We start from the raw sequence: 17090 nt of genomic DNA, 5'->3' as shown, positions 1-17090 counted from the left end.
TTAAGCTCTGGCAGGCTGCGGAATTTTTCCGCGACAAGAAAATAAGCAGATTCAGCTTGCGGAATAATTCCGTTTGCAGAAATTATGCCAGTTTGCCGTGCGGAATTTTTCCGTTTGTAGAAATAACGCCGGTTTGCCGTGCGGAATTTTTCCGTTTAAAGAAATTAAAAAAATTGCTCTGCAAAAGCGGGAATACTTAGGTTTTTTCAGTAAATTTTAGCCCGGACATTAGCCAAGCCGCAGGCTGTGCGTTAGCACCGCGCGCTAGCAAGTGGCGGTTGGCCGGTTTGCGGGCTTTTTGCGCTCCTTAAAATCTTATAACAAACGTTTTTATAACGGCTGGTTTTATAACTGTTTTTTAGTTTGACTTTGGCAAGATGAATGTTAGGCTTTTAAAAGTAACGCGAGGTTCATCTTATGAGTATTTTTCTTCAGGCTTTGGTAAATGGAATTCTGATAGGTGGGTTTTATTCACTGATGGGTATGGGACAGAACGTTATTTTTGGTGTTATGAAAATCATCAACTTCTGTCATGGTGAAATGCTGATGGTCGGTATGTATCTGACCTTTGTTTTTTCGCAGCTTGGTATTGATCCGTATGCTGCGCTTCCGCTTGTTGCCCTTTGTACTTTTGGCATTGGCGCTTTGGTTCAGCACTTTCTTATTACGCCGTCGCTCGGCACGCATAGTTTTACAAACCTGCTGTTTTTGACGGTTGGTCTTGGTCTTTTGTACCAGAATGTTGCTCTTGTAATTTTTTCTTCGCTTAACCGGACTATTGTTACTCCTTATTCGGGAATTACAATTCATCTTGGACCGGTTTCGATTCTTCTTCCTAAGCTTGTTAGCTTGTGCGCGCTGATTGTAATTACTGTCGGTCTTTTTGTTTTCCTTAAACATTCGACAATGGGAAAAATGATTCGCGCTGTTTCGCAGAACTCGGTTGGCGCGGAAGTTGTTGGTATTCCTGTTAAAAAAATCTACATCTTTACTTACGGTCTTGGCTGCGCGCTTGCCGGAATTGCCGGAGACTTGCTTACTTTGTTCTATGTAATAAATCCGACGGTTGGCGGCCAGTTTAGTTTTAAGGCGTTGATTGTTGTTGTTGTAGGCGGTTTTGGTTCGATTCAAGGCGCGTGCATTGCCGGTATCTGTCTTGGGCTTATGGAAACAATGAGCAGTCTTATTATTGGACCGACTTACCGCGATTTGACCGTGTTTGTTGCGTTCATAATTATTCTTGTTGTTCGCCAGATTATTCTTTTAAGACGACGATAGTTTTTTGCTGGTTTAATTTTGATTTTTTGGGGGACAGATAATATGTTTGATTTGACGACTACTTATAAAAAAAGACGGGCGGCCTTGCTTGGTGTTTTTATGCTGGTTTTGATTTTGCTGCCGATTGTCTTTGCTCGTAATCCGTATCTTGTAAATATTTTTATAGTTATTTTCTATACTACAACAATGTCGCTGGCGTGGAATTTGCTCGGCGGTATGACTGGCCAAAATTCTCTTGGACACGCCGCTTATATGGGTCTTGGCGCTTATGTTGCCTGTCTGTTTATGACGAAAAGCGGTATGAATCCGTGGGTTGCAATTCCTATTGCAATGATTTTTGTCGGTTTAATTGCTGGTATTGTTTTTTATCCGTGCTTTTTGCTCCGCGGTCCGTATTTTACTTTGGTTTCGATTGCGTTTGGCGAAACAATCCGCCAGTTTATGCTTAACTGGGAGTTTGCCGGAAAAGCAATGGGTATTCCGCTTCCGTACGGCGAGTCTTCTTTTGCGCAGTTTAGATTTCATTCAAAAACGCCTTATTATTACATTGCCTTGATTATGGTGATAGGCGTTTATCTGATTATGAAAAAAATCAACAGAAGCAAGCTTGGTTTTGCCTTAAAAACTATCCGCGAAGATGAGGATGTTGCAAATGCAATCGGTATAAATCCAATGAAATATAAGGTTATTGCGCTTGTAATTTCCGCTATGATTGCCGCAATGGTTGGCTGTTTTTATGCAAATTACAACCGTTATATTGACTGCGACCTTATGCTTCAGTCTTTTTCTACAGAATTTATTCTTCCTGCTGTAATCGGCGGCGCTGCTTTTGTTGAAGGTCCGCTTGTTGGTGGAATTATTCTTCTTACTTTGAGTGAATGGCTCAGAAATAAATTTGGCGGTATTTTGCCGGGAATCAACCTTATTCTTTATGCAATCACCTTGCTTTGTATTATTCGCTTTAGACCGGTTGGAATTTTGGGCTGGTATTCAAAGAGCAGAATAAAAGAATGGATAGATGTTAAGATTTTTGGAAAAAAAGCAGGGGAGGAAGTGTGATAAAAGTGCGTTTGTGCGTTTTATCACTTCTAAGGAGTAGCAAATGAGCGATACACCAATTATTAAGGTAGAACATATTTCAAAAAACTTCCGTGGTCTTCGTGCAGTAAATGATCTTTCCCTCGAAATCGAAAAAGGCAAAATTACTGGAATGATTGGCCCGAACGGCGCCGGAAAATCAACAACTTTTAATATGATTTGCGGATACTATCCGCCGTCAGAAGGACATATTTTTTATAAAGGGCAGGATATTACCGATTGCAAACCTTTTAAATATACGGATATGGGAATTGCAAGAACTTTCCAGATTATGAAGCCGCTTTCGACGCTTTCTGTTTTGGACAACATTGTGCCGAGCGCTTTTTTTGGAAAAAACAAGGCAAAAAATTTGGCGGAAGCTAAAGATATTGCGGAGGAAGTCTTGGAATTTACAGGTCTTTATTCTAAACGCAATGCAATCGCCGGAGAAATGGGAACTCCAGACCAAAAACGCCTGGAAATGGCGCGTGCCCTGGCAACAAGACCGGAAATGCTTTTTTTGGACGAGGTTATGGCCGGTTTGAACCCTGCCGAAACTGATCAGGCGATTGAGCTGATTCACAAAATTAACGAAAGCGGAATAACTGTGTTTTTAATCGAGCATATTATGAAAGCTGTCGTAAATCTTTGCGAAAAAGTTATTGTTTTGCACCATGGAGAAAAAATTGCCGAAGGTACGCCTTTGCAGGTAATGAATGATCCGTATGTAATTGAAGTTTATCTTGGAAAAAAGGGAAAATAGTTTATGCTTAAAGTTAATAATCTTTGTGCCGGATATGGTAAAGTTCAGGTTTTGTGGAACATTTCTCTTGAAGTAAAGGACGGTCAGGTTGTTGCTGTTCTTGGTTCAAATGGTGCTGGAAAGACAACGACTGTCCGCACAATTACCGGAATGGTAAAGGCAAGCAGCGGTTCTGTTATTTTTAACGGAGAAGAGCTTGCAGACCGTTCGAGCCGTTTTATTCTGGATCAGGGAATTATTCAGGTTCCGGAAGGAAGGCAGCTTTTTACCGGAATGACGGTTTACGAAAATCTGGAAATGGGCGCATATAGCAAGGAAGCAAAGGCAAAATTTGCCGAAACTGAGGAATTTGTTTACGAAGCGTTTCCAAAATTAAAGGAACGCCGCAAGCAGATTACAGGAACTCTTTCTGGTGGTGAACAGCAGATGGTTGCAGTTGCGCGCGCGTTGGCCGGTCTTCCAAAGCTTTTGATTTTGGACGAGCCGTCGCTTGGTCTTGCTCCGAATATTGTTGATGATATTCTGGAAATTGCAGTTCATCTTGCCAGAGAAAAAAATATCGGTATTTTGCTTGTTGAGCAGGATATTACAAAAGCGCTTGCTGTTTCTGATTACGGTTATGTAATCGAAAACGGTCATGTCGTTTTGGAACAGACGGCGGAAGAACTCGAAAAAAATGAGCACGTAAAAAAAGCATATCTTGGCATTTAAGGTTAAAAACCTTTAACATAAGAATATTGTAAACGAGTTGAATAAGGAGGACTCATTTATGAAGAAAATTACAAAAGTTTTGACAGGAGCTGCTCTTGTTGCGGCGGCTGTGTTTACAGTTGGTTGTGAAAAAAAATCCGCTGAAGCACAGACAATTAAAATTGGTGCAATGTACGCACTTTCTGGAGATAAGGCGGCAATTGGAAACAATATTATGCGCGGTGTTGATTTTGCTGTTGATATGATTAACGCCCAGGGCGGTGTAAATGGACGCAAAATCGAAATCGTTCGCGGCGATACTCAGGGTGACCCAAAAGTTGGTCGTTCTGTTGCTGAACGCCTTGTAACTCAGGATAAAGTTAATGCAATTCTCGGTTGCCACCAGTCAACAATTACAGCAATTGCGGCTCAGGTTTGTGAACAGTATAAAATTCCAGAACTTACTGCAATTTCGACAGTAGACAACCTTTCTAGCCAGGGACTCGAATATTTCTTCCGTATGTGTCCTACAAACACAGACTATGTAGAAGACCAGTATCTTTACCTTAAAGATTTGGAAGACAAAAAAGGCGTTCCTATGAAGAACATTGCAATTTTTGCAGATAACTCAAATATTGGACAGGAACTTATCCGTTGTTCAAGAATTCTCGCTCCAAAATACGGATTTAACATTGTAGCAGAAGTTCAGTATTCAAGCGGAACAACAGATTTGACATCTGAAGTTTTGAAAATCCGCAACGCTAAACCAGATGCAGTTCTTTGTGAATCTTACATTGCAGACGCAATCCTCTTTGCAAAAACACTTACAGAACAGAACGCTCATCCACCTGTAATTGTTGCAAAGGCAAACGGATTTGCTGACCCTTCATTTATTCCTGCAACTCCTGGAATTTCAAACGGAATCGCTTCTGTAGTTGAATTTTCTGCTGACTTCCCTAAAGGAAAAGAAATCAATGATAAATTCAAGGCAAAATATGGCGTAGATATGAACGGACACTCTGCCGAATCATTTACTGCAATCTGGATTTTGAAAACTGCATTTGAACAGGCTGGTTCAACCGACGGAACAAAAGTTCGCGATGCTCTCGCAAAAATGCACATTGTAGGACAGTTCCCGAATGGTCCAAAAATTATTCTTCCATACAATGAAATTCAGTTTGGAGATGAAGTTATCGACGGTGTAAAACATCATCACAATAACATTCCTGCAACAGTTGCTATTGCCCAGATTCAGAACGGAGAATGGGCAACTGTATGGCCATTTGAAGAAGCTGCTGCCGATGTTCAGTATCCAGCTCCTTTAAAATAAAAAAACAATAAAAATAACCGGTAAATAAGGTTAAAACGAGGCTGGTGGTTTTAAAAACTGCCGGCCTTTTTTATAGAAAAAATTTCCGCGCAAAATTGCACATAAAATTGTATCAACTTGAAAAAAACTTTACAAAAACGCTATTTTAATTGATTTTATGCAGTTTGTTGATTTTCATACGCACCTGGATTTATACAAAAACCAAAATGAACTTTTTGAACAGCTTTCTTCTTTTTGCGGAACAATTGTTGCGGCTTCTGTAAATCTTGATTCTTATAAAAAAAATTGCCGGATTGCTCAAAAAGCTAAAGCCTTGGGGTTTGAGGCAGATATAATTGCAACCTTGGGAATTCATCCGGAAAAAGTGCTTTTAGAAAAAGAAAAGCTTTGTGAATACGAGAAATTTTTAAAAGAATCTCATATTATTGGCGAGATCGGAATGGATTTTTGCTGGTATAAAGAAGCGTCGCCTGTGGCACAGGAAGAAGTTTTGAGATTTTTTCTTGAACACTGCAATCAGGAAAAAAAATATTGCGTGATTCATACAAAGGACGCCGAAGAAAAAATCTGTAGAATTTTGGAGGAATATCCTTTTGCAAAGCCGATTATTCATTGGTATGACGGACCGGAAGAAATCTATAAGGAATTTGTCGGTCGAAATTATATGCAGACTTTTGGTTGCGAAACTATACGCTCAAAGCATATTCAAAAACTTTTGGAGCAAACTCCACTGAATTTGATTTTGGCAGAAACCGACAATCCTGATTCTGAAAAGTGGCTTGGCGGAACTGACAGCTCGATTTTTTTAATAGAGAGAATTTACAAAGATATTGCAGAAGTTCTTGGGCTTAAAATAGAAAAAATCGCCAAAACTATAAATGAAAATTCTGCAAAAATTCTGAAAGAATTTTAGGTTTTGAGGCAAAACTTTAAGAAGTTGTAAATTCTAAAAATCAAGACCTGAGGAATTGTCGTCAAACATCTTCTTGTACGGAATAACCAGTTCGTCGCCTTTTTGAACTAAATATGGACTTATAAACTGAGGCTCGTCCAGTATTTTTTGCGCTTCGATTGCGATTTTCTGGTCTTCGCGCTGGACGTATGCATTTTTTAAATCTGAAAAAACAGTAAATAAATCTCGAATTCGGTAAATTAACGAAGAATAGTTTTCGTCGGCAAAAAATTGAATTTTTGTTCTATATATATTGTAAGAAGCGGCATTGTAAGCGTCATTTGTGGTTGCGCCGGTTTGCGGATTTTTGATAATTCCCTTTAACTCGATAAACGGTTGTTCTTCGTGCCAATCATAAATATAGACAGAGTCTTTGTCGTTGAGAATATAATTTTTATCTATGTCGGATTTTGTAAGGTATGTGATTTTCTGGATTTTTTCGTCTTTTTCGCTTACGCGGATAAGGCGGATTTTTGTGAGATTTGCGGTTTTGGTTGTGCCGTGAGCATAGGAGCTGATTAAATCGCTAAGATTTTCGTCTGCCAAAAGTTCATAAGTGCCTTCGCGTTCTACTGAGCCGGAGATTGAAACTTTGCGGTTGCGCCTGAAAAATTCGATTGTGTCGCCTGGACGCAAATATGGATCCTGCGAAAAATCGCCGTTGCGTCTTGCTTTAAATAAATCACAGATTTTTGATTTGCCATTCTGGTTTGTTATTTTTATGTTTCTGGTTGAAGATTGTTCTGTAAGTCCTGCTTTGGCGACAATTGCGGAAAGTCTGGTTAATGCCCAGGCATTTTCTTCGTGGACGGCGGAAACTTCGCCTTTTATTACGACTTTAAAAATTCCTGGCTGGAGCATAACAAAGGTTACTACACTGAGCGGATAGTTTTTCATTACGAGATTTTCGATGTTTTGCTTAAGCTGCAAAAAAGAAAGTCCTTTGCAATTTAGAGAACCCAAATTTGCAATTCGGATTTTATATGATGAATCTACTGTAATTGTGTAGGAAACGGATGTTCCGTTTGAGTAAAAGGAAAGGGCATAAGTGTCGCCTGCCGTAACCTGATAATCTGCGCTCGACATGGCAAGTTGTGCATTTGCCTGAAAAAGAGATTTTTCTTCTTTTACCGATTCTGAAGCTCCGGCTGAATCTGCAATTTGTGCCTGCGAAAAAACAAGGCAAGGAACAAAGGCAATAAAAAAAGAAGCTACAATAGATGTTTTAAAAAAACGCAAGGTTATACACTCCCTTCGAAAAAAAACTACTGTAGTAGTTTAGTATATCGTTTGTAGAAAATCAACTTCAAAAAACTACTAAAGTAGTAGAATGCAAAAATGAGTTTTTGGCAAAACGTTGAAATGGAAATTGAATACAAGGGAATTTCCCGCAAAGAATTAGCTTTTCGCGCAAATATTGCTTATCAGGGCATTGGTCTTGGTATTGAACGTGAAAGTATGCCAAGAGTAGATACAGCATTAAAAATTGCAAAAGTTCTGGAGGTTCCTCTCGAATATCTGATTAACGAAAAAGATTTAGAAATTCGTCCGGCAGCAGAGAGCCTTTCAAAGGAAGAAAAAAAACAAACGGATCAGAACAACAGTTCTTCTTTGCATCAAACAGAAAATCAGTATATTGAATTTTATAGAAGAAACCGGAAAATAATTGACAGCCTTGAGAAAATTCCTTCTGCAATAAAACAACCGATCGAAAGTATGATTATTCATATTGCAACAGTGTATTGAATTAAGGTATTTATTTTTTTATACTGTCAGAATGGAAAATTCACAAAATATAGAATCTGCTTCACAGAATACGGAGCAGAATGACGATGAAATTTCGCTTTTGGATTTAATTGCAGTTCTTCTTCATTATAAATTTATGATTATTGCAGTTACAGGACTTGCAATAATTGGAGCTGTAGTTTTTTCTATAATTTCTTTAAAATTGCCGCCAGAAAAATCTCCTCTTCCAAATCAATTTACGCCTCAGGCTCACATGCTTATAAAAGAAGATTCTGGTTCAAGCGGTTTATCTGGCTCTCTTTCTTCGCTTGCAGGTCTTGCAGGAGTTAGTGTTGGTGGCGGAGGCTCTTCCCGCAGTTCGCTCGCAAATTATTTAAGCACTTCAAATGAATATTTGGACGCAGTTAATAAAAAATTCAATTTGACTGAACGTTATAAAATTGAAAAATTCCCGGTTACAAGCACAAGAAAGGCTTTAAAAAAGACTCTTGTTTCTACTTATGACGATGAAAGCAGCGTTTTTACAATAAGTTTTACGGACACTGATCCTGTTTTTGCAAGAGATGTTGTAAATTTTGCCGTTGACTGGATGCAAAACCGCTTTGATGAATTGGGACTTGATTCTAACCGGATTGAAAAAAAGAATCTTGAGGCAAATATTGACGCAACGTACAAAGAAATCTTAAAGCTCGAAAAAGAAGCTCAGAATTTGGGTGCGTCTGTAAATAAGGGCGTTTCTATTTGGGGCGGCCCGAATGTTTCAATCGAAACTGCAAGAATTCAAATGGAATTAAGCGCGCAGCAGAAAGTTTATGAACAGTTAAAAACCCAGTATGAACTTTTGAAAGTGAAAATGCAAAGTGAACAGCCTGTTTTTCAGATTCTTGAGCGTCCGGAAATTCCGGATATGAAGAGCAAGCCTAGCCGCGGAAAACTTTGCATAATCATTACTTTTGCAGCATTTTTTATTTCGGTTTTTATGGCTTTTGCATTGAATGCCTGGCAGAACATAAAAAATGATCCTGAAGCGCAGAAAAAACTTAATTTAAAGACAAAAAAAGAGAGTGTTTAAATATGAAAATTTTACGAAATTTTATAAAACTTGGTATTATAGTTTTATTGTTGGGTTCTGGTTTTGCTTTTGCACAAGATGAAAATTTGTTAATACCATCTGTTGATTCAAAGTCGAAAATTGGACATCAGGCAAATGACACTCCAGACGCACAGCTTGCAATGTCGGAAAGTTCGTATCCTGTAACTGCCGGTGATGTTTATACCCTGGCTTTTGCTGCTGGAGAAACTTCAGTTTCTTATTCAATTCCTGTGGACTCGACTTACAAAATCCGCATTGCTAACCTTGGTGTAATAGACTGCAAAAATCTTACATATCTTCAGTTAAAAAACATAGTTACTGGAATCGTTCAGAAAAACTATCCGATGGGCGGAGTTCAGTTTGTTCTTACTTCTCCGGCAACTTTTCGTGTGACAATTACGGGTGAAGTTGTTAAGACTGTTCAGAAAAATGCCTGGGCTTTGACAAGACTTTCTACTTTTATAAAAGAAAGTTTTACGGATTATTCGTCTTCAAGGAATATAAAAATTATTTCGGAAAGTGGCGAAGAAAAAACTTATGATTTATTTCTCGCTGACAGAAAAGGTGATTTATCGCAGAATCCTTATTTGCGTCCTGGCGACAAAATTGTCGTAAACAGAATTACTCGCCGTGTTGCCTTGAATGGGGCTGTTGAACGTCCTGGAGTTTATGAACTTCTTGATGGAGAAAACTTAAAAAAACTTATCGATTATTATGGCAATGGTTTAAAATCTTTGGCTGACCTTTCAAGAATTGAACTTTATCGTTCTGTTACAGGAAATCATGATTCTGGTGAAAAATTGTATTTGAACGAACAGTCTTATGTGGACGATTTTAAGCTTATTTGTTATGATGAAATTAAAATTTCCACTTTTGAAGATTTAAAGCCTGTAGTTTTTGTCGAAGGCGCAGTCACTAACACTAACACTAACACTAACACTAACACTAATCTTGTCGCTTCTACAAAAATTGCCATGAGATTTAACAATGGTGAAGATTACGCATTTTTTTTAAGAAAAAATAAAAATATGTTTACAAATGTTTCGGATTTGGAAAACGCTTATATTTTGCGGGGATCAGAAACTATTCCTGTTGATCTTTCAAAAATGCTTTATGATGCAACTTATTACAGTAAGATTGAAATTAAATACAATGACCGTCTTATTGTTCCTTTTAAGCAGTTCTTTGTGACGGTTTCCGGCGCAGTTTATTCTCCTGGACGGTATCCGTATATTCCTGACAGAACCTGGGATTACTACGTTGGGCTTGCTGGTGGATTTATTAAAGAAAAGAATACAATGGATGCAGTAACAATAATTGACCTTAACGGGAAAAAACATAAAAAGACTGAATTTATTTTGCCGGAAATGACAATTGACGCAAAAGCAAACAGCGGACTGTATTATTTTAATCAATACGCTCCTGTAATAACAACGATTTTGTCGGCAGTTTCGACAAGTATTTCTGTTCTTGCAGTGACTGGAGTAATAAATTAAAGCAAAAAACCGGTTTGAAGTTTTTCAAACCGGTTTTTTGTTAAGAATTGGCTTCAAGTTTTTTTAAGGCCGATTTTAATTCTACATTTTCTTCGGCAAGTTCTTCCATTCTTGTTTTTTGGAAGAGCAGTTCCTGTGCGTATGGAAGTGTTTTTGCCCAGGAAATGAAATTTTTAAGAGATGGATTGTCTTCGCCCGACCATTCGTTTAGTTTGTGGTGCCGTCTTTGTCCGTTCGAGCACATTCCGAGAAGATTTTCGTAATTCATTGTTACTGTGCGTTTTTGAAGCCAGCTTTCCGGAAGAAGGCGAATTAGTTCTTTCCAGTATTTTTTTTCTTTTGTTTCGTTGAATTTGTTTCTGAGTGATTCGAGAACTTCAATTAAAGACTGCCAGGCAGATTGAGCGTCTTTGAAGGTTGAACCGCAATCGGTGTTTATAAAATCGTCGTGTTCAAAACAGTCAAAAGTGATTGGCGTTGAAGCGAGTTTGTGCATTTTGCTTGTTGAATTTGCAACTGTCGAAACTTTGTAAGTGTCAAATTCGCTCCACCAGTACATTGGTGCGGTAATATCTACAGAAACAAAAATCTGGCGCAAAAATTTTCGATGTTCTGAGCCGCTTTTTATGAGTGTCTGCATAAGTTTTAAGTCGGCGGAACCGATATTTGCCTGAATACCGTTAAAAGTGCTGTCAGATTTTGCCCAGCTGTTTTTTGGATTTCTCATTCCGCGGATTGCGTGTTCAAAACCCCAGACCTGTGTATTTTCAAAGTTCATTGTAAACTCCTGTTCATTTTTAGTTGGATTATTAGAATAACAGAAAAGAAAGGTTGTTTAAATAGATTGATTGCATTGAGTTGATTGCGTGCAAGTTTATATTTGATGATTTTTTAAACCGCGGTTATTATTTAATATATGGTTTTTTACGAAGCGAAAAAACTGAGGTTTTTGGAGTTTGAATGAAGAGATTTTTTTGTTTTTGCTGGTCTGCTGTTTTTGGGCTGTGTTTTTTGAGTGCGGCAAGCAATGTGATTTTAAGAAACGGCACAAATTCTGTAATAACGTCAATTTTTGTAATCGAAGGCGAAAAACCTCCGGTTCAGCAGAGTGTAAATCTTTTGCCGGCGTCAAAATTTGAAAGAACTTTAAGAAAAATGCAGCGCAAGGCTGAGTTTTACGGCGAAGAATTTGACGAAAAAAGCATTGCTTGCGAAAAAAACTGGCAATTAAAAAATGGAGTTAAATACAGAATTCTTTTTAAGAGCGAAAACGGCGATTTATTTTTGAGGGACGACATTTATATAGAAAGAAAAACGGAAAATCTTGTAATCGAGTTTAAAAAACAGAACCGGATTGAAAGAGACTGGCTGGTTCGTTACGACAAGACTGTTCAGGAAAATATTCTAAAACAAAAACAGATGCAGGATTTGAGGCGGCCTTTGTGTTTTATGGCTGGTTTTGGAATTATTCTTCTTTTGATTTTGACTGGCTTTATTACGGTGGATACGTTCCGGCATAAAAAATTCGGCGAACCGACTTTTTTTGAAAAGCTTCTTGGAAAAAATCTGTCTTCGGTGCAAAAAAACAAGCGTTGGATGGAAATTGCAGGCGTTTTTTTAATGCTTGTGCCGGTTATAATTTCCTTTCTTACTTTTAAAAGCGAAATTTCCAAAACTTATTTTTGGTTTTTTACACATAAAATCGAAAAAGATGTTTCTGTGCAGGCTACAATGCTGACTGCGATTGCCGCGGTTTTTATTTATGGTTCTTATCTTTTGCGGTATAATTTTTTTAAGAAAGATTCGGCGGAACAGGTGTTTTTTTCGGTTGTGCAGGCGATTTTAAATATCTGGGCTATTTCCGGACTTTGTTCAATGTTTGTCGGAAACGAGGTTTGGAATGTGCCGGTTTTGAACATAAACAGTCAGACCTGCCTTTTGCTCATAATTCTTCTTTCCTGGATTGGAGCAAGGTCGATTTCCGGATTTTTGTGGATTATTCTGGTAATTATTGGAATTTCGCATATAACGGAAATAAGTGAGGCGATGGGAATTTACGGTGCTCTTTATATCGTAATGTTTTTTATTTCGCTTCTGCTGCAATTGACGGACACGGTTCATCTGGAAGATTTTAAAAATGATTTTTGCAGTATTGCTGCTAAAACTGGCCAAAAAATCGGAAGCGATATTGATGCTGGCAAGGATACTGTAAAAAAATTGTCGGGGAAGGTTATAAGCGAAGTTTTACTCTAAAATTTTGACACATTTTTATAGGAGGCGGTGCCATGAATGATATGAAAATTTCGGATTCGGTTAAATTTGTTGGTGTTAATGACCACAAAATCGATTTGTTTGAAGGACAGTTTTCTGTTCCTGAGGGAATGTCTTATAATTCTTATCTTATTCTTGATGAAAAAATTGCCGTTATGGACAGCGTTGATAGGAATTTTGGAGAAGAATGGCTCAAAAATATCGAAAACGTGTTGTCTGGTAAAAAGCCGGATTTTTTGGTTGTGCAGCACATGGAAATGGATCATTCGGCAAATATTGCCGCTTTTATGAAAAAATATCCGGATTCAAAAATTGTTTCGTCTAAAATGGCGTTTAATTTGATGAAAAATATGTTCGGTACGGATTTTTCTGAGCGGCAGATTGTAATTTCGGAAGGCTCTAAAGTTGAACTTGGAAAACATGTCTTGAATTTTATTGCCGCTCCAAATGTGCATTGGCCGGAAGTTATGTTCACTTACGAAAGTACGGAAAAAATTCTCTTTAGCGCAGATGGATTTGGAAAATTCGGAGCTTTGGATGTTCCTTCTGCGAATGACTGGACGGACGAAGCCAGACGCTATTATTTTGGAATTGTTGGAAAATTTGGCGCGAATGTTCAGGCAGTTCTTAAAAAGGCGGCAAACCTTGAAATCCAAAAAATTTGCCCTTTGCACGGACCGGTTCTTGATTCAAATCTGGAAAAATATATTCAATATTATGATACCTGGTCAAAATACGAAGCGGAAACAGACGGAATTTTTATTGCTTATACTTCTGTTTATGGAAATACAAAGCAGGCAGCCGAAAAACTTGCAGAAATTTTAAAAGAAAAAGGCTGCAAAAATGTCTTGATAAAAGATCTTGCGCGAAATGACATTTTTGAATGTGTTGCCGACGCTTTCCGTTATAAAAAACTTGTTTTGGCTTCGACAACTTACAATACCGAAGTTTTTCCTAAAATGCGGGAATTTATCGCTCACCTTGTAGAGAGAAATTTTCAAAACAGAACGGTTGGTTTTATTGAAAATTGTTCCTGGGCGCCACTTGCAGCAAAAACTATGGCAAAAATGTTCGAGCCTTTGAAAGAAATAAAAATTCTGGAAGAAAAGGTTACGATTAAAATTGCCGTAAACGAAGAAGTTGAAAAGCAGCTTGAAAATTTTGCTGAAAAATTGATATAAGCTCTTGAATTATAATTTAGTTTGATATAAAACTATTTTGATGAAAGAAGAATTTATGAAAAGTGCCATTGCCCTTGCAGAAAAAGGCCGTGGTTTTACAAATCCGAATCCGCTTGTCGGCGCAGTGATTGTAAAAAACGGTAAAATTATTGCAGAAGGCTGGCACCATAAACTTGGCAGTCTGCATGCCGAACGCGACGCTCTAAAAAATGCTGCCGAAAAAAATGTCGATGTTCGCGGCGCTTCAATTTATGTAACCCTTGAGCCTTGTTGTCATACAGGACGACAACCTCCGTGCACTCAGGCCATTATCGAAAGTGGAATTTCGGAAGTAATCTATGGAAGCAGCGACCCAAATCCTCTTGTAAACGGCAAAGGGAAAAAAATTCTCGAAGCTGCCGGAATTAAAGTTACGGCTGGTTTTTTGAAAGAAGAATGTGATAAATTGAATCCAGTATTTTTTCATTACATAAAAAACAAGATGCCTTATGTAATTTTAAAATACGCAATAACGGCGGACGGACAGACTGCAACTTCAAAAGCCGAAAGCCGCTGGATTACAGGACAGTTGGCGCGCAAAAATGTGCACCAGACCCGCGCAAACGTAATGGCGGTTTTGACAGGAATTGGAACTGCAAAGAAAGACAATCCAATGCTCAATGTCCGCCTTGACGACGGTTTGGAGCACAGGCAGCCGGTTCGCGTGGTTTTAGACAGCCATTTAAAGCTTAATCCGGAAAGCGCTTTGGTTCAGACGGCGAAAGAAATTCCTGTAATTGTTTTTTGCAAGCCTGAACTGACCAAAACTGAACTTATAAAAAAAGAGGTTTTGGAAATCCGTGGAGTAAAAGTCTTGTCTGCAAAACCGGAAAAAAATCATTCGCTTCTTTACAGCCAGCTTAAGGTTTTGGGCGAGATGGGAATAGATTCTGTTTTGGTAGAAAGCGGCGGAACTTTGAACGGAAGTTTTTTCTTTGAAGAAAAAGGACTTGTTCAGGAATTGCAGGTTTACATTGCGCCAAAAATTTTTGGAAACGACGGTCACACAATTTTTAATCCTGTAAAAGGAAAGGGAATTGAGCTTCCGTCGGAATGTATAAATCTTGGAAAACCGCAAATTGAAGTTTTTGGAGAAGATATTCTTCTAAAATATGTTCTCCAAAATTAAAAAAGAAGGCAAAAATCAAAATGTTTACAGGAATTGTTGAAGAAAAAGGAAAAATCAATTCAATCTTAAAAAGCTCTTCTTCTCTTGTTTTGAACATAAAATGTTCTTTTGCCAGTTCTTTGGTTTTGGGCGAAAGTGTTGCCGTAAATGGAACTTGTCTGACAGTAACTTCAAAAAGTTCGGACAGCTTTACAGCCGACGTGACTCCAGAAAGTTTTAGACGAACAAGCCTCGGCGGCTTAAAATCAGGCTGCGAAGTAAATCTTGAACGCGCGATGAAGGCAGACGGACGGTTCGGCGGGCACATTGTAAGCGGACACATTGACGGAACAGGAATTTTTGTTTCTTCTCAAAACGAACAAAACGCCGTAAACATAAAGATTGCGGTTTCGGCGGAAATTGGAAAATTCATAATCGAAAAAGGTTCGGTTTGTGTTGATGGAATAAGCTTGACGGTTGCAAGCGTAAATTACGGAGAAAGCGAAACTGTTTTTAGCGTTGCCGTAATTCCGCATACATGGAAGAATACGACTTTGAGCAAAATGCAAAATGGCTCTTACGTGAATATTGAATGTGATCTCGTAGGAAAATACATCGAACATTTTGTAAATTACAAAAATTCTAAAAACGCAGATGATGAAGAAAAATTGCTCGAAAATTTTATGACAAGTTTTACGAGTTTTCATTGAATTTTACAGGGAGTCATGGCTCACTGCTGACGCGGTGTTTTATAAGGAGAAAAAATGACAGAAGGAATCAATAAAATAGAAGAGGCTTTGGCAGATTTAAAAGCCGGTAAAATGATTATGGTTACGGATGCCGAAGACCGAGAAAATGAAGGCGATTTAATTTGTGCCGCCGAATTTGCAACTCCAGAAATTTTAAATTTCATGGCGTCAAAGGCAAAAGGCCTTATCTGTATGCCAATGAGCCGTCTGATTGCAAAAAATCTTGGTTTTGGGCAGATGGTTGCGGACAATACGGACAACCACGAAACCGCATTCACCGTCAGTATCGACCACATAAAAACTTCGACAGGAATCAGCGCTTTTGACCGTTCCGTTACAGCAATGGCAGTTGCCGACAAAACTTCAAAACCGGAAGATTTCCGCCGTCCGGGCCATATGTTTCCGCTTGTTGCAAAAGAGGGCGGAGTTTTTGAGCGGACAGGGCACACAGAAGCGACAGTTGATTTTTGCAGGCTTGCAGGTTTGACTCAGGCAGGACTTTGTTGCGAAATTATGAGTGAAGACGGACACATGGCGCGCCTTTCAGAACTCAAAAAAATGGCGGCTGAATGGAATTTAAAGCTCGTTACGATTGAACAGCTCATAAAATACAGAAAAACTCACGAAAAAATCGTGGAAAAAGTTGCTGAAGCAAAACTTCCGACAAAATGGGGAAATTTTAAGCTCGTCGGATTTTTGGACAAAATCACAGGAGCGGAACACGCGGCTCTCATAATGGGAAATGTAAACGGCGAAGACAGCATTTTGTGCCGCGTTCATAGCGAATGTTTGACAGGCGATACATTTGGCTCTTTAAAATGCGATTGTGGCGATCAATTTTCTGCGGCAATGACAAAAATTGCAGAAGAAGGCCGTGGAGTTCTTTTGTATCTCCGTCAGGAAGGCCGTGGAATCGGTCTTTTAAACAAAATAAAAGCGTATGCGCTTCAAGACCGCGGAATGGACACCGTCGATGCAAATCTGGCTCTCGGACTTCCGGCAGACGCACGGGACTATAACTGCGGAATCCAGATGCTCAAGGAACTTGGAATCAAAAAAATCCGCCTTTTGACGAACAATCCTGACAAAATAAACCAGATAAACGGCGCAGACACAGGAATCGAAATTACAGAGCGCATTCCTTTGGCGGTTCCGACAAGACCTCAGGATATTCAGTATTTGACGACAAAACGCGTGCGAATGGGACATTTTCTGTAATTTATACAAAAAAAGGGCGTTCCTTTGGCGGTTTGCCGCCAAAGTCGGGTGTTCCGTCACTTGCTGCGCGCGGTGCTTGCGCACTGCCTTTGGCATGGC

General features: G+C 38.8%; 16 protein-coding genes. 14 read left to right on the top strand and 2 right to left on the bottom strand.

The window, feature by feature from the left end:
• Window positions 1-417 precede the first annotated feature (417 nt).
• The 6 genes from B5D47_RS10040 (at window position 418) to B5D47_RS10015 (ending at window position 6051) form a co-directional block, all read left to right on the top strand.
• Complete coding sequence (locus B5D47_RS10040; RefSeq protein ID WP_078931709.1) at window positions 418-1278, top strand: branched-chain amino acid ABC transporter permease; 861 nt, start codon at window positions 418-420, stop codon at window positions 1276-1278.
• Window positions 1279-1320: 42 nt separating this feature from the next.
• Window positions 1321-2337 carry a branched-chain amino acid ABC transporter permease gene (locus B5D47_RS10035; RefSeq protein ID WP_078931708.1) on the top strand — a complete coding sequence of 339 codons (1017 nt, stop codon included), beginning with the start codon at window positions 1321-1323 and terminating at the stop codon, window positions 2335-2337.
• Between the two features lie 43 nt (window positions 2338-2380).
• Window positions 2381-3118: an ABC transporter ATP-binding protein gene (locus B5D47_RS10030; protein WP_078931707.1), complete on the top strand. Its 738-nt coding sequence runs from the start codon at window positions 2381-2383 to the stop codon at window positions 3116-3118.
• Between the two features lie 3 nt (window positions 3119-3121).
• A complete protein-coding gene (locus B5D47_RS10025; RefSeq protein WP_078931706.1) occupies window positions 3122-3829 on the top strand; it encodes an ABC transporter ATP-binding protein in 708 nt (235 codons plus the stop codon).
• A 58-nt stretch (window positions 3830-3887) separates the two neighbouring features.
• Window positions 3888-5138, top strand: coding sequence for an ABC transporter substrate-binding protein (locus tag B5D47_RS10020; protein WP_078931705.1), 1251 nt, complete (start codon window positions 3888-3890; stop codon window positions 5136-5138).
• Window positions 5139-5295: 157 nt separating this feature from the next.
• The gene (locus B5D47_RS10015) at window positions 5296-6051 is read left to right on the top strand and encodes a TatD family hydrolase (RefSeq protein WP_078931704.1); all 756 of its coding nucleotides are present in this window, start codon (window positions 5296-5298) and stop codon (window positions 6049-6051) included.
• Between the two features lie 33 nt (window positions 6052-6084).
• On the opposite strand, the gene B5D47_RS10010 is transcribed toward B5D47_RS10015, so the two are convergent.
• Window positions 6085-7329 carry an SLBB domain-containing protein gene (locus tag B5D47_RS10010; protein WP_078931703.1) on the bottom strand — a complete coding sequence of 415 codons (1245 nt, stop codon included), beginning with the start codon at window positions 7327-7329 and terminating at the stop codon, window positions 6085-6087.
• A gap of 99 nt (window positions 7330-7428) precedes the next feature.
• Between B5D47_RS10010 and B5D47_RS10005 the strand changes: the two genes are divergently transcribed.
• The 3 genes from B5D47_RS10005 to B5D47_RS09995 are packed head-to-tail and all read left to right on the top strand — an operon-like array spanning window position 7429 to window position 10425.
• Window positions 7429-7836, top strand: a complete 408-nt coding sequence (locus tag B5D47_RS10005; protein WP_078931702.1) for a helix-turn-helix domain-containing protein — start codon at window positions 7429-7431, stop codon at window positions 7834-7836.
• Window positions 7837-7867: 31 nt separating this feature from the next.
• The gene (locus tag B5D47_RS10000; RefSeq protein ID WP_078931701.1) at window positions 7868-8908 is read left to right on the top strand and encodes a GumC domain-containing protein; all 1041 of its coding nucleotides are present in this window, start codon (window positions 7868-7870) and stop codon (window positions 8906-8908) included.
• Between the two features lie 2 nt (window positions 8909-8910).
• Complete coding sequence (locus B5D47_RS09995) at window positions 8911-10425, top strand: polysaccharide biosynthesis/export family protein (RefSeq protein ID WP_143592677.1); 1515 nt, start codon at window positions 8911-8913, stop codon at window positions 10423-10425.
• A gap of 40 nt (window positions 10426-10465) precedes the next feature.
• On the opposite strand, the gene B5D47_RS09990 is transcribed toward B5D47_RS09995, so the two are convergent.
• Entirely contained in the window at window positions 10466-11203 is a 738-nt protein-coding gene (locus B5D47_RS09990) for a hypothetical protein (protein WP_078931700.1), read from the bottom strand.
• A 182-nt stretch (window positions 11204-11385) separates the two neighbouring features.
• Here B5D47_RS09990 and B5D47_RS09985 point away from each other — a divergent pair, with 182 nt between their 5' ends.
• From B5D47_RS09985 to B5D47_RS09965, 5 genes are read left to right on the top strand one after another with little or no spacing between them, the layout of a single operon-like run.
• A complete protein-coding gene (locus B5D47_RS09985; protein ID WP_078931699.1) occupies window positions 11386-12678 on the top strand; it encodes a hypothetical protein in 1293 nt (430 codons plus the stop codon).
• A gap of 32 nt (window positions 12679-12710) precedes the next feature.
• The gene (locus B5D47_RS09980; protein WP_234970015.1) at window positions 12711-13877 is read left to right on the top strand and encodes an FprA family A-type flavoprotein; all 1167 of its coding nucleotides are present in this window, start codon (window positions 12711-12713) and stop codon (window positions 13875-13877) included.
• A gap of 40 nt (window positions 13878-13917) precedes the next feature.
• Window positions 13918-15045 carry a bifunctional diaminohydroxyphosphoribosylaminopyrimidine deaminase/5-amino-6-(5-phosphoribosylamino)uracil reductase RibD gene (ribD, locus tag B5D47_RS09975; protein ID WP_200806576.1) on the top strand — a complete coding sequence of 376 codons (1128 nt, stop codon included), beginning with the start codon at window positions 13918-13920 and terminating at the stop codon, window positions 15043-15045.
• A 20-nt stretch (window positions 15046-15065) separates the two neighbouring features.
• A complete protein-coding gene (locus tag B5D47_RS09970; protein ID WP_078931697.1) occupies window positions 15066-15734 on the top strand; it encodes a riboflavin synthase in 669 nt (222 codons plus the stop codon).
• A 54-nt stretch (window positions 15735-15788) separates the two neighbouring features.
• Complete coding sequence (locus tag B5D47_RS09965) at window positions 15789-16991, top strand: bifunctional 3,4-dihydroxy-2-butanone-4-phosphate synthase/GTP cyclohydrolase II (RefSeq protein ID WP_078931696.1); 1203 nt, start codon at window positions 15789-15791, stop codon at window positions 16989-16991.
• The last annotated feature ends 99 nt before the right edge of the window (window positions 16992-17090 follow it).

It is taken from the genome of Treponema berlinense, assembly GCF_900167025.1.
GTDB classification, from domain to species: domain Bacteria; phylum Spirochaetota; class Spirochaetia; order Treponematales; family Treponemataceae; genus Treponema_D; species Treponema_D berlinense.
Note: the sequence above shows the minus strand (reverse complement) of the source record. Positions and strands in the feature narration are given on the sequence as shown.

Excerpts from the sequence above, each read along its gene's own strand:
- B5D47_RS10040 (WP_078931709.1), top strand. The coding sequence starts at position 418 with ATGAGTATTTTTCTTCAGGCTTTGGTAAATGGAATTCTGATAGGTGGG.
- B5D47_RS10035 (WP_078931708.1), top strand. The coding sequence starts at position 1,321 with ATGTTTGATTTGACGACTACTTATAAAAAAAGACGGGCGGCCTTGCTT.
- B5D47_RS10030 (WP_078931707.1), top strand. The coding sequence starts at position 2,381 with ATGAGCGATACACCAATTATTAAGGTAGAACATATTTCAAAAAACTTC.
- B5D47_RS10025 (WP_078931706.1), top strand. The coding sequence starts at position 3,122 with ATGCTTAAAGTTAATAATCTTTGTGCCGGATATGGTAAAGTTCAGGTT.
- B5D47_RS10020 (WP_078931705.1), top strand. The coding sequence starts at position 3,888 with ATGAAGAAAATTACAAAAGTTTTGACAGGAGCTGCTCTTGTTGCGGCG.
- B5D47_RS10015 (WP_078931704.1), top strand. The coding sequence starts at position 5,296 with ATGCAGTTTGTTGATTTTCATACGCACCTGGATTTATACAAAAACCAA.
- B5D47_RS10005 (WP_078931702.1), top strand. The coding sequence starts at position 7,429 with ATGAGTTTTTGGCAAAACGTTGAAATGGAAATTGAATACAAGGGAATT.
- B5D47_RS10000 (WP_078931701.1), top strand. The coding sequence starts at position 7,868 with ATGGAAAATTCACAAAATATAGAATCTGCTTCACAGAATACGGAGCAG.
- B5D47_RS09995 (WP_143592677.1), top strand. The coding sequence starts at position 8,911 with ATGAAAATTTTACGAAATTTTATAAAACTTGGTATTATAGTTTTATTG.
- B5D47_RS09990 (WP_078931700.1), bottom strand. The coding sequence starts at position 11,203 with ATGAACTTTGAAAATACACAGGTCTGGGGTTTTGAACACGCAATCCGC.
- B5D47_RS09985 (WP_078931699.1), top strand. The coding sequence starts at position 11,386 with ATGAAGAGATTTTTTTGTTTTTGCTGGTCTGCTGTTTTTGGGCTGTGT.
- B5D47_RS09980 (WP_234970015.1), top strand. The coding sequence starts at position 12,711 with ATGAATGATATGAAAATTTCGGATTCGGTTAAATTTGTTGGTGTTAAT.
- ribD (WP_200806576.1), top strand. The coding sequence starts at position 13,918 with ATGAAAGAAGAATTTATGAAAAGTGCCATTGCCCTTGCAGAAAAAGGC.
- B5D47_RS09970 (WP_078931697.1), top strand. The coding sequence starts at position 15,066 with ATGTTTACAGGAATTGTTGAAGAAAAAGGAAAAATCAATTCAATCTTA.
- B5D47_RS09965 (WP_078931696.1), top strand. The coding sequence starts at position 15,789 with ATGACAGAAGGAATCAATAAAATAGAAGAGGCTTTGGCAGATTTAAAA.